Origin of the sequence: Streptomyces sp. NPDC050549 (assembly GCF_040655035.1) — a bacterium.
In the GTDB taxonomy this organism is placed as follows: Bacteria; Actinomycetota; Actinomycetes; order Streptomycetales; family Streptomycetaceae; genus Streptomyces.
The window spans coordinates 22796-40461 of record NZ_JBFAJD010000041.1 but is presented as its reverse complement, the minus strand read 5'-3'; the positions used below and the strand labels follow the sequence as shown (position 1 = coordinate 40461).

General features: G+C 71.7%; 19 protein-coding genes. 9 read left to right on the top strand and 10 right to left on the bottom strand.

Annotation, left to right across the window (positions count from 1 at the left end):
- Positions 1–3: 3 nt before the first annotated feature.
- Complete coding sequence (locus tag AB0I51_RS39365) at positions 4–669, bottom strand: nucleoside/nucleotide kinase family protein (protein WP_362983188.1); 666 nt, start codon at positions 667–669, stop codon at positions 4–6.
- A 112-nt stretch (positions 670–781) separates the two neighbouring features.
- Here AB0I51_RS39365 and AB0I51_RS39360 point away from each other — a divergent pair, with 112 nt between their 5' ends.
- Positions 782–1177 (top strand): SgcJ/EcaC family oxidoreductase, encoded by a 396-nt coding sequence (locus tag AB0I51_RS39360; RefSeq protein ID WP_362983187.1) that lies wholly within the window; start codon positions 782–784, stop codon positions 1175–1177.
- 42 nt (positions 1178–1219) lie between these two features.
- Here the strand turns inward: AB0I51_RS39360 and AB0I51_RS39355 are convergent, their stop codons facing one another.
- Positions 1220–2095 carry an LLM class flavin-dependent oxidoreductase gene (locus AB0I51_RS39355; RefSeq protein WP_362983186.1) on the bottom strand — a complete coding sequence of 292 codons (876 nt, stop codon included), beginning with the start codon at positions 2093–2095 and terminating at the stop codon, positions 1220–1222.
- 245 nt (positions 2096–2340) lie between these two features.
- Between AB0I51_RS39355 and AB0I51_RS39350 the strand changes: the two genes are divergently transcribed.
- The gene (locus AB0I51_RS39350) at positions 2341–2919 is read left to right on the top strand and encodes a TetR/AcrR family transcriptional regulator (RefSeq protein WP_362983234.1); all 579 of its coding nucleotides are present in this window, start codon (positions 2341–2343) and stop codon (positions 2917–2919) included.
- 567 nt (positions 2920–3486) lie between these two features.
- Here the strand turns inward: AB0I51_RS39350 and AB0I51_RS39345 are convergent.
- From AB0I51_RS39345 to AB0I51_RS39335, 3 genes are read right to left on the bottom strand one after another with little or no spacing between them, the layout of a single operon-like run.
- On the bottom strand, positions 3487–4074 hold the full coding sequence (locus AB0I51_RS39345; protein ID WP_362983185.1) for a GntR family transcriptional regulator: 588 nt from the start codon (positions 4072–4074) through the stop codon (positions 3487–3489).
- Positions 4014–4244 (bottom strand): hypothetical protein, encoded by a 231-nt coding sequence (locus AB0I51_RS39340; RefSeq protein WP_362983184.1) that lies wholly within the window; start codon positions 4242–4244, stop codon positions 4014–4016. The genes AB0I51_RS39345 and AB0I51_RS39340 overlap by 61 nt, the downstream gene beginning before the upstream one ends.
- 39 nt (positions 4245–4283) lie before the next feature.
- Positions 4284–4667 (bottom strand): DUF5997 family protein, encoded by a 384-nt coding sequence (locus AB0I51_RS39335; protein WP_362983183.1) that lies wholly within the window; start codon positions 4665–4667, stop codon positions 4284–4286.
- A gap of 58 nt (positions 4668–4725) precedes the next feature.
- On the opposite strand from AB0I51_RS39335, the gene AB0I51_RS39330 reads away from it, so the two are divergent.
- The gene (locus AB0I51_RS39330) at positions 4726–5511 is read left to right on the top strand and encodes a LysR substrate-binding domain-containing protein (protein WP_362983182.1); all 786 of its coding nucleotides are present in this window, start codon (positions 4726–4728) and stop codon (positions 5509–5511) included.
- 20 nt (positions 5512–5531) lie between these two features.
- On the opposite strand, the gene AB0I51_RS39325 is transcribed toward AB0I51_RS39330, so the two are convergent.
- Positions 5532–6425, bottom strand: coding sequence for a M48 family metalloprotease (locus tag AB0I51_RS39325; RefSeq protein ID WP_362983181.1), 894 nt, complete (start codon positions 6423–6425; stop codon positions 5532–5534).
- Positions 6422–6805, bottom strand: coding sequence for a BlaI/MecI/CopY family transcriptional regulator (locus AB0I51_RS39320; RefSeq protein ID WP_362983180.1), 384 nt, complete (start codon positions 6803–6805; stop codon positions 6422–6424). Before AB0I51_RS39320 ends, AB0I51_RS39325 begins: the two co-directional genes overlap by 4 nt.
- A gap of 223 nt (positions 6806–7028) precedes the next feature.
- Between AB0I51_RS39320 and AB0I51_RS39315 the strand changes: the two genes are divergently transcribed.
- The 5 genes from AB0I51_RS39315 (at position 7029) to AB0I51_RS39295 (ending at position 13254) form a co-directional block, all read left to right on the top strand.
- On the top strand, positions 7029–7436 hold the full coding sequence (locus AB0I51_RS39315) for a hypothetical protein (protein ID WP_362983179.1): 408 nt from the start codon (positions 7029–7031) through the stop codon (positions 7434–7436).
- A 296-nt stretch (positions 7437–7732) separates the two neighbouring features.
- Positions 7733–9232, top strand: a complete 1500-nt coding sequence (locus AB0I51_RS39310) for a hypothetical protein (RefSeq protein ID WP_362983178.1) — start codon at positions 7733–7735, stop codon at positions 9230–9232.
- Positions 9229–10182 (top strand): lysylphosphatidylglycerol synthase domain-containing protein, encoded by a 954-nt coding sequence (locus AB0I51_RS39305; RefSeq protein ID WP_362983177.1) that lies wholly within the window; start codon positions 9229–9231, stop codon positions 10180–10182. The genes AB0I51_RS39310 and AB0I51_RS39305 overlap by 4 nt, the downstream gene beginning before the upstream one ends.
- 73 nt (positions 10183–10255) lie before the next feature.
- Complete coding sequence (prcB, locus tag AB0I51_RS39300) at positions 10256–11110, top strand: proteasome subunit beta (RefSeq protein WP_362983176.1); 855 nt, start codon at positions 10256–10258, stop codon at positions 11108–11110.
- Between the two features lie 32 nt (positions 11111–11142).
- Positions 11143–13254, top strand: a complete 2112-nt coding sequence (locus AB0I51_RS39295; RefSeq protein ID WP_362983175.1) for a glycoside hydrolase family 36 protein — start codon at positions 11143–11145, stop codon at positions 13252–13254.
- Between the two features lie 192 nt (positions 13255–13446).
- Here the strand turns inward: AB0I51_RS39295 and AB0I51_RS39290 are convergent, their stop codons facing one another.
- Genes AB0I51_RS39290 through AB0I51_RS39280 form a run of 3 tightly spaced genes read right to left on the bottom strand, consistent with a single transcriptional unit; the run spans position 13447 to position 15424 of the window.
- Positions 13447–14157 carry a phosphatase PAP2 family protein gene (locus AB0I51_RS39290; protein ID WP_362983174.1) on the bottom strand — a complete coding sequence of 237 codons (711 nt, stop codon included), beginning with the start codon at positions 14155–14157 and terminating at the stop codon, positions 13447–13449.
- Positions 14154–14756 (bottom strand): phosphatase PAP2 family protein, encoded by a 603-nt coding sequence (locus AB0I51_RS39285; protein ID WP_362983233.1) that lies wholly within the window; start codon positions 14754–14756, stop codon positions 14154–14156. Before AB0I51_RS39285 ends, AB0I51_RS39290 begins: the two co-directional genes overlap by 4 nt.
- On the bottom strand, positions 14756–15424 hold the full coding sequence (locus tag AB0I51_RS39280; RefSeq protein ID WP_362983173.1) for a DedA family protein: 669 nt from the start codon (positions 15422–15424) through the stop codon (positions 14756–14758). The genes AB0I51_RS39285 and AB0I51_RS39280 overlap by 1 nt, the downstream gene beginning before the upstream one ends.
- A gap of 196 nt (positions 15425–15620) precedes the next feature.
- On the opposite strand from AB0I51_RS39280, the gene efeU reads away from it, so the two are divergent.
- Positions 15621–17645: an iron uptake transporter permease EfeU gene (efeU, locus tag AB0I51_RS39275; protein ID WP_362983232.1), complete on the top strand. Its 2025-nt coding sequence runs from the start codon at positions 15621–15623 to the stop codon at positions 17643–17645.
- Positions 17646–17666: the final 21 nt, after the last annotated feature.

Below are 17666 nucleotides of genomic sequence, written 5' to 3'. Positions count from 1 at the left end.
CCCTCAAGTGCGGGGCACGCCGTACGGCGAGGGCAGCGCGGCCGGGGGGATCACCAGATCCGCCCGGCCGCGCGTCGTAGCCACCAGGTCCGCGTTGCGCTGGTCCGTGCCCAGCACCCAGGCCACGGCCGTCTCGTGGTCCTTGCCGAACTCTTCGTGCCGGGCGACGAGTCGGTGGACGCGTTCGTCCTCACCGGCCTCGCAGAACCACACCTCGTCCAGACACGGCCGTACCCGCGCCCATGAACCCGCCTCCACCAGCAGGTAGTTGCCCTCCGTCACCACCAGCCGAACCGCCGGCTCCACCGGGATCACACCGGCGATCGGCTGCTCCAGAACCCGCTCGAAGCCCGGCGCGTAAACGATCTCGTCGGTCTCCTCCCGCACCCTCCGCAGCAGCGCCGCGTACCCGGCCGCGTCGAAGGTGTCGGGCGCGCCCTTGCGCTCGCGGCGGCCGAGCCGGTCCAGTTCGACGTCGGCGAGGTGGAAGCCGTCCATGGGGACGTGCGCGACCCATGGCTCGCCGGTTCCGTTGAGCTCCCGCACCAGATGCTCGGCAAGGGTCGTCTTGCCCGCGCCCGGACTGCCGGCGATGCCGAGAACGGCACGTCTGCCGGGGCGGGCGAGAGCGGTGGCACGGGTGAGGAGGTCGTCGAAGGTCAGCGGCACAGGGAGAGTGTGCCATCCGTCTCGGTCGCCCGGCCGTGGCGATGACTCGCCGAAGATCGGGGATTCGGTCAGCGAGAGACCATGGAGTGGGGGACAGGAACAGGAGCCGTCCATGCCCGACGACGCGACACAGATCCGCGCCCTGATCACCGACTGGGCCGAGGCCGTCCACCGCGGCGACCTCGACGGCGTACTGGCGGACCACACGGACGACCTCGTCATGTACGACGTCCCGCCACCCCACGCCGGCATCCACGGTCTCGCCGCCTACAGCGCCAGCTGGCCGCCGATCTTCGAATGGCAGGCACAGGGCGCCCGCTTCGACATCGACACCCTCGACATCACGGCCGGAACGGATGTCGCCTACGCCCACGCCCTGCTCCGCTGCGGCACCCCGGAGGAACTCGCCGAAGACCCCACCCTGCGCCTGCGGCTCACCTTCGGCCTGCGCAAGGAGCAAGGCCGCTGGCGGGTCGCGCACGAGCACCACTCGTTCCCGCACGACTGATGAGGGCACGGCTGATGGGGCACGGCTGATGGGGCGGGACTTTCAGGCGGCCTTGTGGATCAGCTCGTCGGCGACCCAACGGGCGACACCGGCGGGATAGGGCGCCGACAGTCCGAGGACGATGTGGCGGAAGCCCGCGCCGACCGCCTCGCGGATGGCGTCCCCGGTGACCTCCGGCTTCTCGTACGACACGGACAAGTGGATCGAGCGCGTGACGGAGGCGGGGTCGCGGCCGATCTCGGCGCAGTAGCGGTCGAGGAGCGCGCCGCGGGCGACGGCGTCCGCGATGTCGCCGCCGGGGATGTTCCAGAGGTCCGCGTGCTCGGCGACCAGGCGGAGGGCCGCGGCCGAGCGTCCGCCGATGAGGATCGGGGGGTGGGGGCGCTGGACGGGCTTGGGGTTGCCGAAGGCTCCAGTGAGGTGGTGGTGGGTGCCGTGGAAGTCGAAGGGCCGCTCCTCGGTCCACAGCCGCCGGATCACCGTGCAGGCCTCGGCGAGGCTTCCCACCGCGTGCGCGGAGTCGTGGAAGGGGAGACCGTGGGCCTCGTACTCGCGCCGGGCCAGCGGATGGTCCGGGCGGGAGCCGACACCGATGCCGAAGTCGAGCCGGCCGCCGGAGACGATGTCGACGGTCGTGGCGATCTTGGCCAGCATTGCGGGCGGCCGGAAACGGTTGCTGGTCACCATCACTCCGAGCCGCAGCCGGCGGGTCTGCGCGGCGAGTGCCGAGAGCAGGGTCCAGCCCTCGTGGGCCGGTCCGTCCGGGTCGCCGCCGATCGGCATGAGGTGGTCGAACAGCCAGGCGTGCTCGATCTCCGGGACGGTGTCCGCCTCGCGCCAGACACGCAGGAGGTCTTGGTAGCCGACCTGCATGGGGGCGGTCATGATGCCGAAGCTGGGTCGCGGGGTGTTGGGCATGGTGCCGTCCGTCCTTCGACAAGGCGTGATGGTGGGATGGGAGTTGGGAGATGGGAGATGGGAGGGGGTGCGAGGCGGTGGGATGGGAGGCGTGGCTTGGTCGCCCGGCCGGGCTCTGACATCATGACCAAGCGGAACCTTGTTCCGGAACAATACGGAACACTGTTCCGTTTAACAAGCCCTGCCTGGCTCGATTGGCCTTGTTCGGCCTTGTTCGGTGCGTCTCGAAGTGGAGAAAGTGCGTGGTGAGTGAGAGCGGCGCGGCCCAGTCCAAGCGGGCGGACGCCCGGCGCAACAAGGAGACCCTGCTCGACGCGGCCGCCAAGATCTTCGTCGCGTCGGGCGTGGACGCGCCGGTGCGCGACATCGCCCGCGAGGCCGGCGTCGGACTCGGCACGATCTACCGCCACTTCCCGACCCGCGCCGATCTCGTCATCGCGGTCTACCGCCACCAGGTCGAGGCGTGCGCCGAAGCTGGCCCGGCACTGCTCGCGAGCAGCGCCACCCCGTACGCCGCGCTACGGGAGTGGATCAATCTCTTCGTCGACTTTCTGGTCACCAAGCACGGACTCGCCTCGGTGCTGCGGTCCGACAGCGCCGGTTTCGAGTCGCTGCACTCCTACTTCCTCGACCGCCTCCTGCCCGTGTGCGCCGAACTGTTCGACGCGGCAGCCGCGGCCGGTGAAGTCCGGTCAGACCTGACCGCCTACGAACTCATGCGCGGTGTCGGCAACTTGTGCGTCGGAGCGGAGGGCGACAACCGCTACGACGCGCTCCGGCTGGTCGACGTCCTCGTCTCGGGCCTGCGCCTGCTGCCGGGCTGACGTCGGGCTGGTTCCTGTGCGGGTGGCAGGTCCATGTACTCCGAGCAGCGGCCGAGATCTTCGCCTGTTCCGTGAGACCAACTACGGGCGGCTTCTCGACGTACGGTCGAACCGGACCCCGACAACCTCGCCTTCACCGGCGCTCGGATCACCGCGCACACCGACAACCGGCACAGCCACGCAGGGCCGGCTGCACGCGGCGGCGTAGCGGTACCCGTGCGCGGTCGGGTCGGGTTGCGCACTGGCCCCGGAGTTCGCACACTTTCGGCCGTCGCTCGCGGGCCTGCTGCGGACCGACGAGTGACGTACGGGAGTTGCCTGGCCGTTGATCGTCACCCTTAGGATCGCCTTCTGTGTCGAGAGGCTGGGGGGACGGGCACTGCGTAGGTCGACCTGTTCCGGGCTGAGGCCGTACCTACGACCAGGCGATCCCACCTGACGAGGAGACCGCCAGGAACCCGCTGGCACGTGCCCGCGGCGACGTCCTGCGGGTGGCCCAGGACTGGCTCCTCAAACAGTCCGCCTGCGCGCGACCGTGATCCGCTCCGGCGTTCTCCGGGGCGCCGCTCACACCTCGTCCCCCGACTGGCGGGCCAGCGAGCCGGACGTGGCCGAGCTGTGGACGGTGCAGGCCACCGGCGCCGGCAGACAGCGGTCCTCGGACCGTTCGATCTGTGTGCCCGCGGGGTCGGTGCCGTACCGGCGCTCGCGGAGCAAGGCGTCGCCGGGCCGGCAGCCGAGCAGTCGGGCGTTCTCGGTGTAGGCCCGGCACAGGTCGATGGTGTGCTGGGCGTCCGCGAACGGCACCCCCGACTCCTCCAGGACCACCGTGTCCGGAGGCGGACCGGTGATCAACTCGCCCACGGCGGACGGGTACACGGTGCCCTCCGCCATCACCGGTCGCCCCGAGAGCGTGCGCAGCCGCCGTACCGCGTGGATCTCGGCGCGGGCCGGCAGCCGGAGTCGTTCGCCGGCTTCGGTGGGACGGGTCTTCGTGGCGGCGGCGATCCGGCCGCCCGGCTCGGCGCCCGTCGAGCGTGCCCAGCGGGTGGAGCTGAGGAGTTCACCGAAGTCCTGCGGACTCGGCGTCCCGATCACGACCCGGCGGGTGCCGTGCCGCGAGGCGAGCAGGCCCTCGGTGCGCAGGAGGAACATCGCCTGACGGACCGTTCCCCGGAAGACGCCGTACCGTCGGCGAGTTCGCCCTCGGCGGGCAGCCGTCCGCCGGAGCCGTAGCTGCCCTCGGCGATCTCCCGGCCCAGGTCGGCCGCCACCTGCCGGTGCGACGCGAGGGGCTTCTCCGTCCCGGACAGGTCGTCCGTCACCGTGCGCGTCTTCGTCCTGAGCGCCTGCCCCCGCGGCCGTCAGCCGTTGTCGGCGTTCTTCTTGTTCTTGATCCGCTCGGCTTCCTTGCGGACCTCGGCCTGCGTGGCGCGCTCCTTCTCCAGCCACTCGGGGCCGTCCTTCTTCAGCGCCTCGATCTGCTCGGTGGTGAGCGGCTCGGTGACCCCGCCACGGGCGAGACCGGCGATGGACACGCCAAGCCTGGCCGCGACGACCGGGCGCGGGTGCGGGCCGTTGGCGCGCAGCTCGCGCAGCCACTCGGGCGGGTTCGCCTGCAGCTCGTTCAGTTCGGCGCGGGAGACGTCACCCTCCTGGAACTCGGCGGGTGTGGCCTCTAGGTACACACCCAGTTTCTTCGCCGCCGTGGCGGGCTTCATCGTCTGGGTGGTCTGGTGCGACTTCATACCATCAAGAGTATCGACCGTGTAAGAGGCCTCCGACCACGGCGGGTAACCTTGCGGGGTGACAGGCTCGGAAGCATCCCCCACGTTCCGGCTCGCGTACGTCCCCGGGGTGACGCCCGCCAAGTGGGTGCGGATCTGGAACGAGCGCCGGCCCGACGTCCCCCTGACCCTCGTGCCGGTCCCGGCCGCCGAGGCGTCCGACGTGCTGCGGCGCGGCGAGGCCGACGCCGGACTCGTACGACTGCCGGTCGACCGTACGGTCCTCAGCGCGATCCCCCTCTACACCGAGGCGACGGTGGTCGTGGCCCCCAAGGACCACGTCGTGACCGCCGCCGACGAAGTGGCCCTCGACGAGCTCGCCGACGAGGTGGTCCTCCACCCGCTCGACGACGTCCTCGGATGGGAAGCGCCGCCCGGGGAGCCCGCGTTCGAGCGTCCCGCGAGCACCGAGGACGCAGTGGAGCACGTGGCGTCGGGCATCGGCATCCTCTACGTTCCCCAGTCCCTGGCCCGGCTGCACCACCGCAAGGACCTCACCTACCGGACCGTCCTGGACGCCCCCCAGTCGGACGTCGCCCTGTCCTGGCCCGAGGAAGCGACCACCGACCTCGTCGAGGACTTCATCGGCATCGTCCGGGGCCGTACGGTCAACAGCACCCGGGGCCGCACTCCGGCACCGGCCCAGCCGAAGACGAAGCGCACCGAAGCCCCGGCGCGCCGCAAGCCCGCCGCCGGAAAGACGACCGGCAAGGCGACCGGCAGGACCGGCACGACGGGCAAGAACCCGCGCGGTTCCTCCGGCGGCGCCAAGGGAACGAAGCGCGGCAAGCCCCGGGGCCGCTGACGGCAACTGCCTCTCGCCGCTTAGACGAGCACTCCCGCCAGCATCCGGAACAGGTCGTCCGTCGCGTCGGCCGCGCCGAGCGCGGGCAGCGCGCCCAGCGCGAGAACGGCCGCCGCGAGGGGCCAGAGGCGCGGGGGCGGGGTCGTCTGCAGCGCCGCGATCCGCCGCGTGACCGCACGGTCGGTGAAGCCCAACGCGCAGGCGGGGCGCGCGTGTTCGGCGCTCAGGGCGGCGCGGGCCAGGGCGCGGGCGGTGGTGGCGCGGTCGCCGACCGCGTCCGCCGCCCGCTCGTCCGCCCACCGTTCCACCAGGAAGGCGACCGTGCCCCGCACGGGCCGCAGCAGCGGGTTGGCCGCGGCGGCGAGCGTCGTCGCGGTCACCAACAGGGCGTGCCGGTGGGCGAGATGGGCACGCTCATGGGCGAGCAGGACCCGGCGTTCCGCCGGTTCGAGGGCGCTCAGCATGCCGGCGGTGACCAGGATCCGGCCAGGTGTGCCGGGGATGGCGAACGCGTGTGCCTCGGGAGAGGCGGCGACGATCAACTCGGTGTCCGCCGGGTGCCCCTCGCACAGCCGCCGCAGCGCCCGCCGCGTACGGCGGTCGGCGTTCACCGCACCCTGGACGGACACGAGGAGCACGGCGAGGGCGACACCGGCCGCGATCCCGATGACCTCGGGTACCGGTTCGGCCAGCCGGAGCCCGTCCTGCCGGGCCTCGGCGACGATCGGCGGAGCGTCACCGACGAGCGTCGCCGCCAGCAGGAACAGCGACCAGCAGGTGGCCGCCGCGGTCACCACGGCGGCGGCGGTCAGCACCCGTGCGGCCAGCGCCGGAGCCACCCGGCTGCCGATCGCCGGGCTGATCAGGGCGAGCAGCACCGACAGGGGCAACGGCGTGTAGACGTCGAACCTCATACCGCGTCCCCGGCCAGCAGGTCGCGCAGCGCCTTCTCCTCCTCGGGCCGCAGACCGCTCACGAACTGCTGGAGCGCGGCGATCGGATCCGGCCCCCGGTCCAGCGCCTCGTGCATCGCCTCGGCGGTCAACTCGGCGGCATTCTTCGCCGGCCGGTACGCCCCGCGCCGCCCGGCGGCGTCCCGCAGGACGAGCCCCTTGTCGTAGAGCCTCTTGAGGATCGTGTGCACGGTGTTGTAGGCGAGCGGGCCGTCGATCTCGGCCTGGATCTCGGCCGGTGTCAGCGGGCGGTCGGTCGCCCAGAGTGCGGCGAGGACCTCGCTCTCCAGCTCACCGGCGCTGCGCCGTTCCGCCCGGACCCGCGAGTCTGTGCCAGCCATGGCCTCACCTTACAGCTTGTAGGGTGCGACATGTCTACCGTTGACGCTCTGACCTGGCTCTTTTGTCTGGTCGGGGTCGATCAGTACACCTGGGAGCCTCGCGCTTGTGCCTTCTCCCCTGACGGAGCCCGGGAGGTCCTGCGGAAGTACGCACGGTTGTGCGCTGAATCCGGCCATAGACCGGCGAGCGCACAGCGACCACCACATCCGCCAGGTCGAGGCGATGCCTCTGGCGCAGCAGTCGGCGGTCGAGATCGCCTTCGCCGACCTGAACGGCGACGACAACGACAACTACCGCGTCTCCCACGAGTGGGTCGATCCGACCGGCATCGTGCAGGCGACGTTCCACGGGGACTGCGCGGGGCAGTGCACCCGGACGCTTCTCACCCGGCCGGCCGGGGACTTCGTCTTCGTGCTCACCGGGTTCCGCTTCACCTGCGACAGCGAGGATCACCACCTGGGCAAGATCGCGGTGTCGGCGAACAACAGCCAGCCGACCAAGGCGTTCGAGCACATCCGCGATCTGGGCGTGGTGGCCAACGCGAACTCCATCGACACCATCTTCGGCGACAGCAATCCCGCGGACTCCGCCGACTGGGGCTTGCAGGTCCAGTACGCGACCCTGCTCTGACCGTCTTCCGGCCCGGCGGAGTGGTTACTCGTCAAGGTGATCGCCGGACGGACCTCCACGGTGCTCCACTGCGGCCAAGGCGGCTCGTTCGGCATTCAGGGGCCGCCCAATCTGCCGGGGCGGCACGGGTGTCCAAGGCCGAGCGCCCCGGGCTGTCAGTCGCTTGGCCGAATTGCAGGCCGCGACCACAGCGGCGGCGGGATAGTTTGTCCATGTTTTCCCCGGCTCCCGTCTCTCCAGTCCTACAGGTTGTAGGGTGCCGGTAACCCTACAAACTGTAGGGGGGAGGGTGGGGCATGTCCGGCAGCACGTACGCCACACTCGCCGGGACCCGGCGGCCCGGATCGCCGACCGCGTCCGGCCGCTCGGAGTACCCCCTCGCGCTGGTGGCCGGCGCCTTCACCCTGGCCCAACTGCTGCTCGTACGACCAGGGTTGGGCCTCGGCTGGGACGAGACCGTGTACGTCAGCCAGATCAGCGCGCACGCCCCCGCCGCCTTCTTCAGCGCACCCAGGGCCCGTGGCATCTCCCTCCTGGTCGTACCCGTCACCTCCTGGTCCTCGTCCACCACCCTGCTCCGCGTCTACCTCGCAGCCCTCTCCGGCCTCGCCCTCTTCCTCGCACTCCGCACCTGGCGCACCCTGTTCCCCGTCCGCGTCCTGGCCCTGGCAGGCACCCTCTTCGCCTCCCTCTGGGTGACGCTGTTCTACGGCCCGCAGGCCATGCCCAACTACTGGGTCGCCGTGGGCGCCCTGGCCGCAGCGGGCTGCTTCCTGCGGGCCTGCGCCGACCGCGACGCCGGGACTGATCACTCCGGCCGGAACGCCCTGTGGGGCCTGGCGGCGAGCGCCTCCCTGATGGCCTGGATGCGGCCGACCGACGCGGTGTGGGTGACCCTGCCCCTCCTCGCGCTCTGCCTCGTCGCACGCCACTGGCGGCTGCTCACCGTCCTCCTCGCCGGGCTCGCGTCCGGCGCCGTGGAATGGGTGGTCGAGGCGTACGTCAGCTACGGCGGTCTGACGCAGCGGCTGCACGACGCCTCGGGGATCGAGGGCGGACTCGGCTGGCACCTCGCGGTCGTCGACCAGCTGCGCAGCCTGGGCGGACGCGCCCTGTGCCGCCCGTGCACGGGCGGCATGCCCAACCCGGCGGTCGACGTCTGGTGGCTCGTGCTGCCCGTCCTCGCCGTCGTCGGACTGACTGTCGCCGTCCGTGCCCGGCGCACCGCGCCCACCCTCGTGCCCTTCGCCTGTGCCGCGACGGCCGCCTTCCCGTACCTCTTCATGATCGGCTACGCGGCCCCGCGCTTCCTGCTGCCCGCCTACGCGCTGGCGGCGATCCCCGTCGCCGACGCGCTGATCCACCTGGTCACCGGGCCGACCGGAGCCTGGCGGCGGGTCGCGGTGACCCTGCTCGCGGTGGGGCTCGCCGGGCATCTGGCGATCCAACTCGCCGTCCTGGAACACACGGTGAGCCGTACGAACGCCCAGCACCGCGACTGGTCCCGCACCGCCGCCGAACTCCACCGCCTCGGTGTGCTCAGACCCTGCCTGCTCACCGGGCAGGACGCCATCCCGGTCGCCTTCTACACGGGCTGCGCCTCCGCCGCGACCGGGGGCCACAACGCCAACTCCAGCCGTACCGTCATCGACCGGACCGCCCGCCGTATGCCCGTCGCCGACATCACACCGGCCGGCAGCCGCCCGCCCGCGTACGCCCACGACTGGCCCGTCCATCACTACGGCACGCTGGATCTGCGTGTCGCCCCGACCACCGAGCGGGACGGAGGCGCATGACGGCACCTCCCGACCTCACCGCGACGACCGGCACCCGTCGCCGACATGCCTACTGGCAGGCGGCGTCGACGCTCTGCGTGCTCGTGGCCGTGGTCTGTCTGCTCCGGCGGCACTGGCCCGTGCTCGCGAGCGGGGCCGGCCGGCTCGCCGTCGCCGATCAGGGGTGGCTGCTGGTGGCCGGGACGGCCGCGCTCGGGACCTGGGTGTCCTCGGCGCTCGCCCAGCAGGGCGCGGTGCCCCAACGGCTGCCCGGGGGACGGCTGGTGGCCGCGCAGCTCGCCGCGTCGGCCGCCAACCACGTGCTGCCCGCCGGGCTCGGCGCAGGCGCGGTCAACCTGCGCTTCCTGATGCGCTGCGGGCTCCCGGTCGGCCGTTCGGCCAGCGCCCTCGCCGTGAAGGCGACCGCCGGTGTGGTCGTCCGGATCGTGCTCATCGGCGTCCTCGCGGCGGCCTGCCCGGGTGTGCTGCGCGTCCCGCGCGTCTCCCTGGGCGTGGTCGGCGTCGTACTCGCCGTCGTCGTGCTGGTGACCGTACTGCTCAACTGCCCACTGTGGCCCCGGTGTCGGCGTGCCCTCGCGGCCGTACTGACCGACATCCGGGCCGTGCACGCCAGGCCGCAGCGGGCGGTGGCCCTGTGGGGCGGCTCGCTGGCCTTCGCCGCGCTGCACTCGCTGGTGCTGATCTGTGTCACGCAGGCCGTCGAACTGCCGCTGTCCCCGGCCCGGGTGGCGCTGCTGTATCTCGCCGCGAGCAGCGCCGCCGCCCTGCTGCCCACCCCGGGCGGTATCGGCTCCCTCGACGCCGCCCTGGTCTTCGCCCTCACCGCCTCGGGAACCACGGCGTCGGCCGCCGCCTCCGTCGTCCTCGGCTACCGACTGCTCACCATGTGGCTGCCGCTGATCCCCGGCCTGTTGGTGCTCGGGGTACTCGTCCGTCGTAAGAACCTCTGACCCCAACCGGTGTTTTCGGCACGGCTGGTTCAGGTAGGACATCGTTATTGACCCACCGGCGAAGGGGAGTTGCATGGCGGGGAATGAGACCGACGGCCGGTTGGACGAGGAGTTCTTCACTCCCGGAAACTCGTCCTTCACCGACTTCCTGGCCGCGCACCGTCCCACGCTGCTGCCCACCCGCCGCCCCTTCCCGCGCGGTGTCCGCGCGAGAGACGACCAATTCCCGCACGGCACCACGGTGTTGGCGCTCACCTACCGGGACGGCGTACTGATCGCCGGCGACCGCAGGGCCACCATGGGCAACGTCATCGCGCAACGCGACCTGGAGAAGGTGCACCCGGCGGACGACTACACGGCGGTCGCCTTCGCCGGCACGGTGGGGCTCGCCGTCGACATGGTGAAGCTGTACCAGGTCGAGCTGACGCACTTCGAGAAGATCGAGGGCATCCCGATGACCCTCAACGCCAAGGCCACCCGCCTGGCCGGCCTGATCCGGCAGAACCTCGGCCAGGCCATGCAGGGCCTCGCCGTGGTACCGCTCCTCGTCGGCTACGACCCCGCCGCTCCCGAGGGCGCCAAGGGCCGCATCTTCACCTTCGACGTCGTCGGCGGTACCTACGAGAAGCCGGACTTCCACGCCGAGGGCTCCGGCTCCCCGTACGCCAGGGGCGCCCTGAAGAAGCTGTTCCACCAGGGCATGTCACGGCGCGACGCGGCCCTGGCCGCGCTGCAGGCCCTGTACGACGCGGCCGACGACGACTCGGCCACCGGCGGCCCCGACATCAACCGCCGTATCTTCCCCATCGTGTCGGTCATCACCGAGGACGGCTTCGAGCGGCTTCCGGAGCCGGAGACCGAGGCGCTGACCCGCGAGATGGTCGAACAGCGTCGGAGCCACCCGGACGGACCGACCGTCGCGCCCTGAGCGAGACTGTCCGGGTGGAAGCGGAGAACGCGTTGACCAGTGCGGTAGGAACAACCGGGCCGTCCCGTGTCTGGTCGCACCCGACACTCGGGCTGCATGCCCTCGTCGATGCCGCCGGAGCGGTCCGGCTGGGAGCGCCCGGCCAGGACTGGGCCCGCCTGGTGCCGCTCGTCGAGGTCACCGCGACCGGCCACGGGCGGCTGTGGTCGGGGGAGCGCTTCATCGAGACGGCCATCGGCGAACGCCTCGCCTACCGCGACCACGAGACCGTACGGGACGGAAGCGCGGAGCGTACGACGATCCGGCTGACGGACCCCGTGACCGGGCTTGCCACCGAGGTCGTCCTGGAGACGGGTGCCGGCTCGCGTTTTCTGCGCTCGCGGGTACGGCTGGTCAACGAGGGTGCCGAGCCGGTCCGGTTGGAGAGCGTCACGACCCTTACCCTCGGTGGCATCTCCGATCCCGGCACCGGAGTCGATGGCCTGACCCTGCACTGGGCGGACAACAGCTGGCTCGCCGAATGCCGTTGGCACCGGACCCGGTTCCGCGACGAGGCCGTGCCGTTGAACCGGGCCGCGCACGGACACGAGGGGCGCGGCTGCTTCGAGCGCTATTCGCAAGGGAGTTGGTCCACCGGGCGTCACCTGCCGGTCGCCGCGCTCACCGACCGCGACGGTCAGGCCTGGCTGTGGCAGATCGAGTCCAGCGCGGGCTGGCGCTTCGAGACCGGAGAGCGTGAAGGCGCGGCCTATGTCGCCCTGTTCGGGCCCGACGACGCCCACCACCAGTGGCACCAGACCCTGGCCCCGGGCGGGGAGTTCCGTACCGTCCCGGCCGTTCTGGTCCGCGCGGAGAGCGGCGGTCTGGACGCCGCCTTCGCGGCACTCACGGACCACCGCCGCGGCATCCGGCGCGACCACCCCGACCATCGCCAACTCCCGGTGATCTACAACGACTACATGAACACCCTGATGGGCGACCCCACCACCGAACGGCTCCTGCCCCTCGTCGAGGCGGCCGCGAGCGCCGGGGCCGAGGTGTTCGTGATCGACGCGGGCTGGTACGACGACGACGCGCAGGGCTGGTGGGACTCCGTAGGCGCCTGGGAGGCCGCCCCCGACCGCTTCCCTGGCGGTATCCAGGAGGTCCTGGACGCGATCAGGAAGCACGGAATGACTCCGGGTCTGTGGCTGGAGCCCGAAGTGGTCGGCGTCCGGAGCCCGTTGGCCCGCACGCTGCCGCCCGAGGCGTTCTTCCGGCGCGGCGGCCTGCGCGTCACGGAACACGGACGGCACCACCTGGACCTGCGGCACCCGGCCGCCCGCGCCCACCTCGACGAGGTCGTGGACCGGCTCGTCGGCGAGTGGGGCGTCGGCTATCTGAAGCTCGACTACAACATCAACATCGGCCCGGGAACCGAGAACGGTTCCGAGAGCGCGGGAGCCGGACTGCTCGGGCACCACCGCGCCCACCTCGACTGGATGGCCGCACTGCTCGACCGTCATCCCCAACTGGCCCTGGAGAACTGCGGATCGGGCGGCCTGCGCATGGACTACGCCCAACTCGCCGTGGCCCAGATCCAGTCCACCAGCGACCAGCAGGACCCGCGGCGCTACCCGCCCATCGCCGCCTCGGCCGGTACCGCCGCCGCACCCGAGCAGGCCGCGGTGTGGGCCTACCCCCAGCCCGACCAGAGCCCGGACGAGATCGCCTTCACCCTCACCGGTGCGCTGCTGGGCCGTATCCACCTCTCCGGCTTTCTCAACCGCATGGACGAGGAGCGGTTCGGCCTCGTCCGCTCGGCGCTCTCCGTCTACAAGGACATCAGGGCGGAGATCGGCGCCGCGTACCCGTTCTGGCCGCTGGGCCTGCCCGGCTGGGACGACGAATGGATCGCGCAGGGGCTCCGGGGCGCACGGTCCACCCATGTGACCGCCTGGCGGCGGGAGTCGGACGCTGACGGGCCCGGCGCCGTCGACCGCGTGCTCGCGGTCCCCCACCTGCGCGGCGTCGGTGTCCGGCCCGTGGTGCTGTATCCGGCGACCGCCGATGCCGGGGTGGAGTGGGATCCGGCCGAGGGGCGGTTGACGGTGTCGCTGCCCCGACCCGGTACCGCCGTTCTCGTGCGGCTCAGCGGCGGTTGACCCGACGATCCGTCGTGGCCCGGACTATCCATTGCTGATCGTCGGGGAACGGACTCCGCACGTAATCCGTCGGAAAGTCGCGCCTTCCACCGGCAGTGCCGGGCTGTGGGCGCTTCGTCCACGTCCCGCCCGCCGGCACGGCCGGCATCGGCGCCCGGCCCCGGTCCGGCCCTGGCCGGAGACGACGTCCGGCTACGACGCCTCACCCCGGGACACATGCTCCTCCCGTGGTGGCACGACTACGTCCGACGGGTCCGTGAGCAGCCATGCCGGCAGCCACCAGGCTGCCGCGCACAGACACACGCCGAGCCAGCCCACGGCGAACAGCCAGCCGCCGATCACATCGGTGAACCAGTGCACGCCCAGATACACCCGGGTCAGCCCGACCAGTGCGCCCCAGCAGCCGACGGCCAGGCACAGCGCGGTCCGTCCGTGCGGGGCGCGCACTAGTATCGCGAGGATCACCAGCCCGGCGGTGACCGCCGCCGTGGTGGTGTGGCCCGAGGGGAACGACCAGCCCGAGGCGTGTCCGGCCCAGTCGGCACGCACCGGGCGGGGCCGCGCGATCAGTGTCATCACGCCGTAGCGCAGTCCCTCCCCGACGGCGAGGCAGGCCGTGGCCAGGGCCGCGGCGAGCAGCCGCCGACGCACGGTGCGGCCGGTGAGGAGTCCGGCGAGGACGACGAGGGCGTACGGGACGACACCCGTGCCGGTCGCGGTCACACCGCGTGCCACCGCCGACGCCATGTCCGGGCGGTGGGCGACGGACCACGACAGCAGATCCTCGTCCGTGAACAGCGGAACGCCCTCGCGCCCGATCACGACCATGCTCAGCACACCGAACGCGGTCCAGGCACCCACACCCACGCTGCCCGCCAGTTCGGCCACGTCCTTGCGGTTCACGACAGCACCAGCGGTCGCAGTCGGCCCGCCGTGATCCGCTGTGCCAGGGACTTCGGCCGGTGCCGCACGAGGACCATCGCGCCGGACGCGAGGAGAGCGCCGATCAGGATGCCCGCCACGACGTCGTGCGGATAGTGCGCCCCGACCCACACCCGGGACACCGCCATCGCGAGTGCGGCCACGGCCGCGAGCGCACCGAGCCGGCGGGAGACGAAGAACAGGGCGACCGCCGCGGCCGCCGCGATCGTTGCGTGATTGCTGGGGAAGGACCAGTCGCCCCGCGCCGGACACGCCTCCAGTGTCACCACCCGCAGGGTCTGGCAGGGGCGGTTCTCCCGCACCACCGACTTCAGCAGGGAGTCGATCCCGTACACGGCCACCACGACCAGCGGCACGGCCAGCGCCGTCAGCGCCGCCTCGGCACCCACCCGGCGCGCCCGCCACCAGCCCACGAACATCAGCACGGCGAACACCACGAGCCCGTACGTCGACCAGACCGAGATCGTGTCGTCCAGCCAATCGGGCGCGTGCCGAGCGAAGTCGACCACGTCCTCGTAGGCCGAGCCGTCGATCGAGGACCCCTGGAAGGCGACGAGGATCATCCGCGCGCCTCCCCGGCCCGGCCCTCCCGGCGGGAGCGGCGCACTTCGGCGGCGAGGGGGAGCAGCGACACCACCACGATCAGGGCGACCATGGGCAGCAGGTACTTGTCGACGTTCGGGACGGAGGAGCCGAGCGCGTAGCCGGCGAGGGTCAGTCCCAGGCTCCACACCAGACCGCCGGCCACCTGCCAGACGGTGAACGTCCGGACGGGCACCCCGAGCGCGCCCGCCATCGGGTTCAGCACCGTCCGTACCACGGGCACGAAGCGGGCCAGCACGACCGCCTTCGCATGGCCGTACCGGTCGAGCAACTCCTCGGCCCGCCGGGCGCCCTCGTGCAGACGGGGCGAGCGGCTGCGGGTGAGCAGCGCGCCGCCCGCCTTCCGGCCGAGCAGATAGCCGCACTGCGCCCCGGCGAGCGCGCCCACCGCCGCCGCGACCAGGAGGGGCGGCAGCGACAGCTTCACGGCTCGGTCCGCGCCGCCCGTGCACAGCAGGCCCGCAGTGAACAGCAGGGAGTCGCCTGGCAGGAAGAACCCGATCAGCAAGCCCGTCTCGGCGAACATGACCACGCCGACCCCCAGCGCACCGAAGGCGGCCAGCAGCGACTTGGCGTCCAGCACGTTGACGGCGAGCTGGGACGCCAGGTCCAAGGGTGTGGTCATCGTCGTGAGCCCCTTCGCCGATTTCTGACTACAAATCTGTAGACGGTCTACTCAACTGTAGACGATCGCGGCACGGGGGAAGTTCCGCTCTTTTGCCCGGCCGTTACCGATTCATGACCGGTTGACTACATGCATGTAGTCATGATGGTCCGCGAAGTAAGGCATGCCTTCACTAACCCAGGAGGGGTCGCACCCGATGTGGGACGACGCGTTTCCGAGCTTTCTGATCGGGCTGCGGGAGGGGCTGGAAGCGGGACTCATCGTCTCGATCCTGGTCGCCACCCTCGTCCGCGCCGATGCCAAGTCCCGGCTGCCGCAGGTGTGGACCGGTGTGCTGGCCGCGATCGCCCTCGCGCTGAGCTTCGGCGCCGTGCTCACGTTCACCGCGGCGAACCTCTCCGCCACCGCCCAGGAAACGTTCGGCGGTGTCCTCAGCGTGATCGCCGTCGCCTTCGTCACCGCGATGGTGTTCTGGATGCGCCGCTCGGCCCGCACCTTCTCCGGCGAGATCAGGGAGAAGGTGACCGGCGCGCTCGGCATGGGCGCGGGCGTCCTGATGCTCACCTCGTTCCTCGCGGTGGGCCGCGAGGGCCTGGAGACGGCCCTGTTCCTGTGGACCACCGCCCGCGCGGCCGGCGAGTCCTCCGGCCCCCTGGCCGGCGCCGCCATCGGCCTCGTCCTCGCGGCCGGCCTGTGCTGGGGCCTGTACCGCCGGGTCCTCAGGATCAACCTGACGAAGTTCTTCACCGCCACCGGCGTCGTTCTCGTCGTCATCGCCGCCGGCGTCCTCGGCTACGGCCTGCGCGACCTCCAGGAGGGCGGCGTCCTGCCCGGCCTGACGACGTACGCCTTCGACCTCGGCGGCAGCGTCGACGCCGGCTCCTGGTACAGCACCCTCGTCCAGGGAGTGTTCAACCTGATGCCCACGATGACCTGGCTCCAGGTGGTGGGCTACGTCGGCTATCTCGCCGTGGTGATGCCCCTGTTCGTGCTTGGCGTACGGACCAGGACGACCGCGCCGGAGCCCGCCGAAGTGCGCGCACCCGAGGTGTCCCCGCGCCGTCGCCCCGTCTGGGTGGTCCCCGTCGCCGTGGTCGCCGTACCCGCCGTCGTGGCCGGGCTCGTCGTCGCCTTCGCCCGCCCCAAGCCCGCGAGTTCCGAGACGGTCGCCGTCTCCGAGACGGAGTGCGGCAAGGGCTTCTCCGCGCCCGGCACCGGACGCCAGACCTTCCAGATGCACAACACCGGCGACAAGACGGCCGAGGTGTATCTCATCGACCCGACCACGGGCGCGGTCTACGGCGAGGTCGAGGGCCTGGCGCCGGGCACCACCCGGGACCTGGTCGCCACCGTCGCGGGCGGCTCGTACGCCTGGCGCTGCGTCCCCACCGGCGCCAAGGCCGTCACCTCCGCCACCGTGCATGTCAGCGGCGGGGGCGGGGCGGCGAAGGCGGTCGTCCCCGTCTCCGAGAACGACCTCGCCGCGCCCCTCAAGGCCTACAAGGTGTACGTCGACCAGGGCCTGGCCACCCTCGAAACCCAGACCCGGCAGCTCGGCGCCGACATCGCCGGAAACCACCTGGGCAAGGCGCGCACCGACTGGCTGACGGCACACCGCACCTACTCCTCGCTCGGTGCCGCCTACGGGACCTTCGAGGACTTCGACCAGAAGATCAACGGCCGGGCCGACGGGCTGGCCGGGGGAGTCGACGACAAGGACTTCGCGGGCTTCCACCGCATCGAGTACGGGCTGTGGCACGGGCAGTCGGCAAGCGAGCTGAAGGTGCCCGCGCAGCAACTCGCCACCTCCGTCGTGGGGTTGCGGAAGGCGTTTCCCACCCAGGACTTCGACCCGGGCGACCTGCCGCTGCGGGCCCACGAAATCCTGGAGAACGCCCTGCAGTTCGAGCTGACGGGCGACACCGACGAGGGCAGCGGGACCAATCTCGCGACCGTCGACAGCAACCTCGCCGGCACCCGCGAACTCCTCACCGTGCTCAAGCCGTTGCTGACCAAGGAGTCCCCGACGCTGCTCCCGACGATCGACGCCGCCCTCGCCCGGCTGCAGAGGCTGCTCGACTCGGCGCACCAAGGCGGCAGTTGGACCCCCGTCGAGCAGCTGAGCCAGGCGGACAGAGCCCGACTCGACGGCGCCACCGGGCAGTTGCTGGAGGATCTGGCCCCGGTGCCGGACCTGCTGGAGATCAGGAAGTCCGCCTGATGAGCGCCGAGAACACGAACA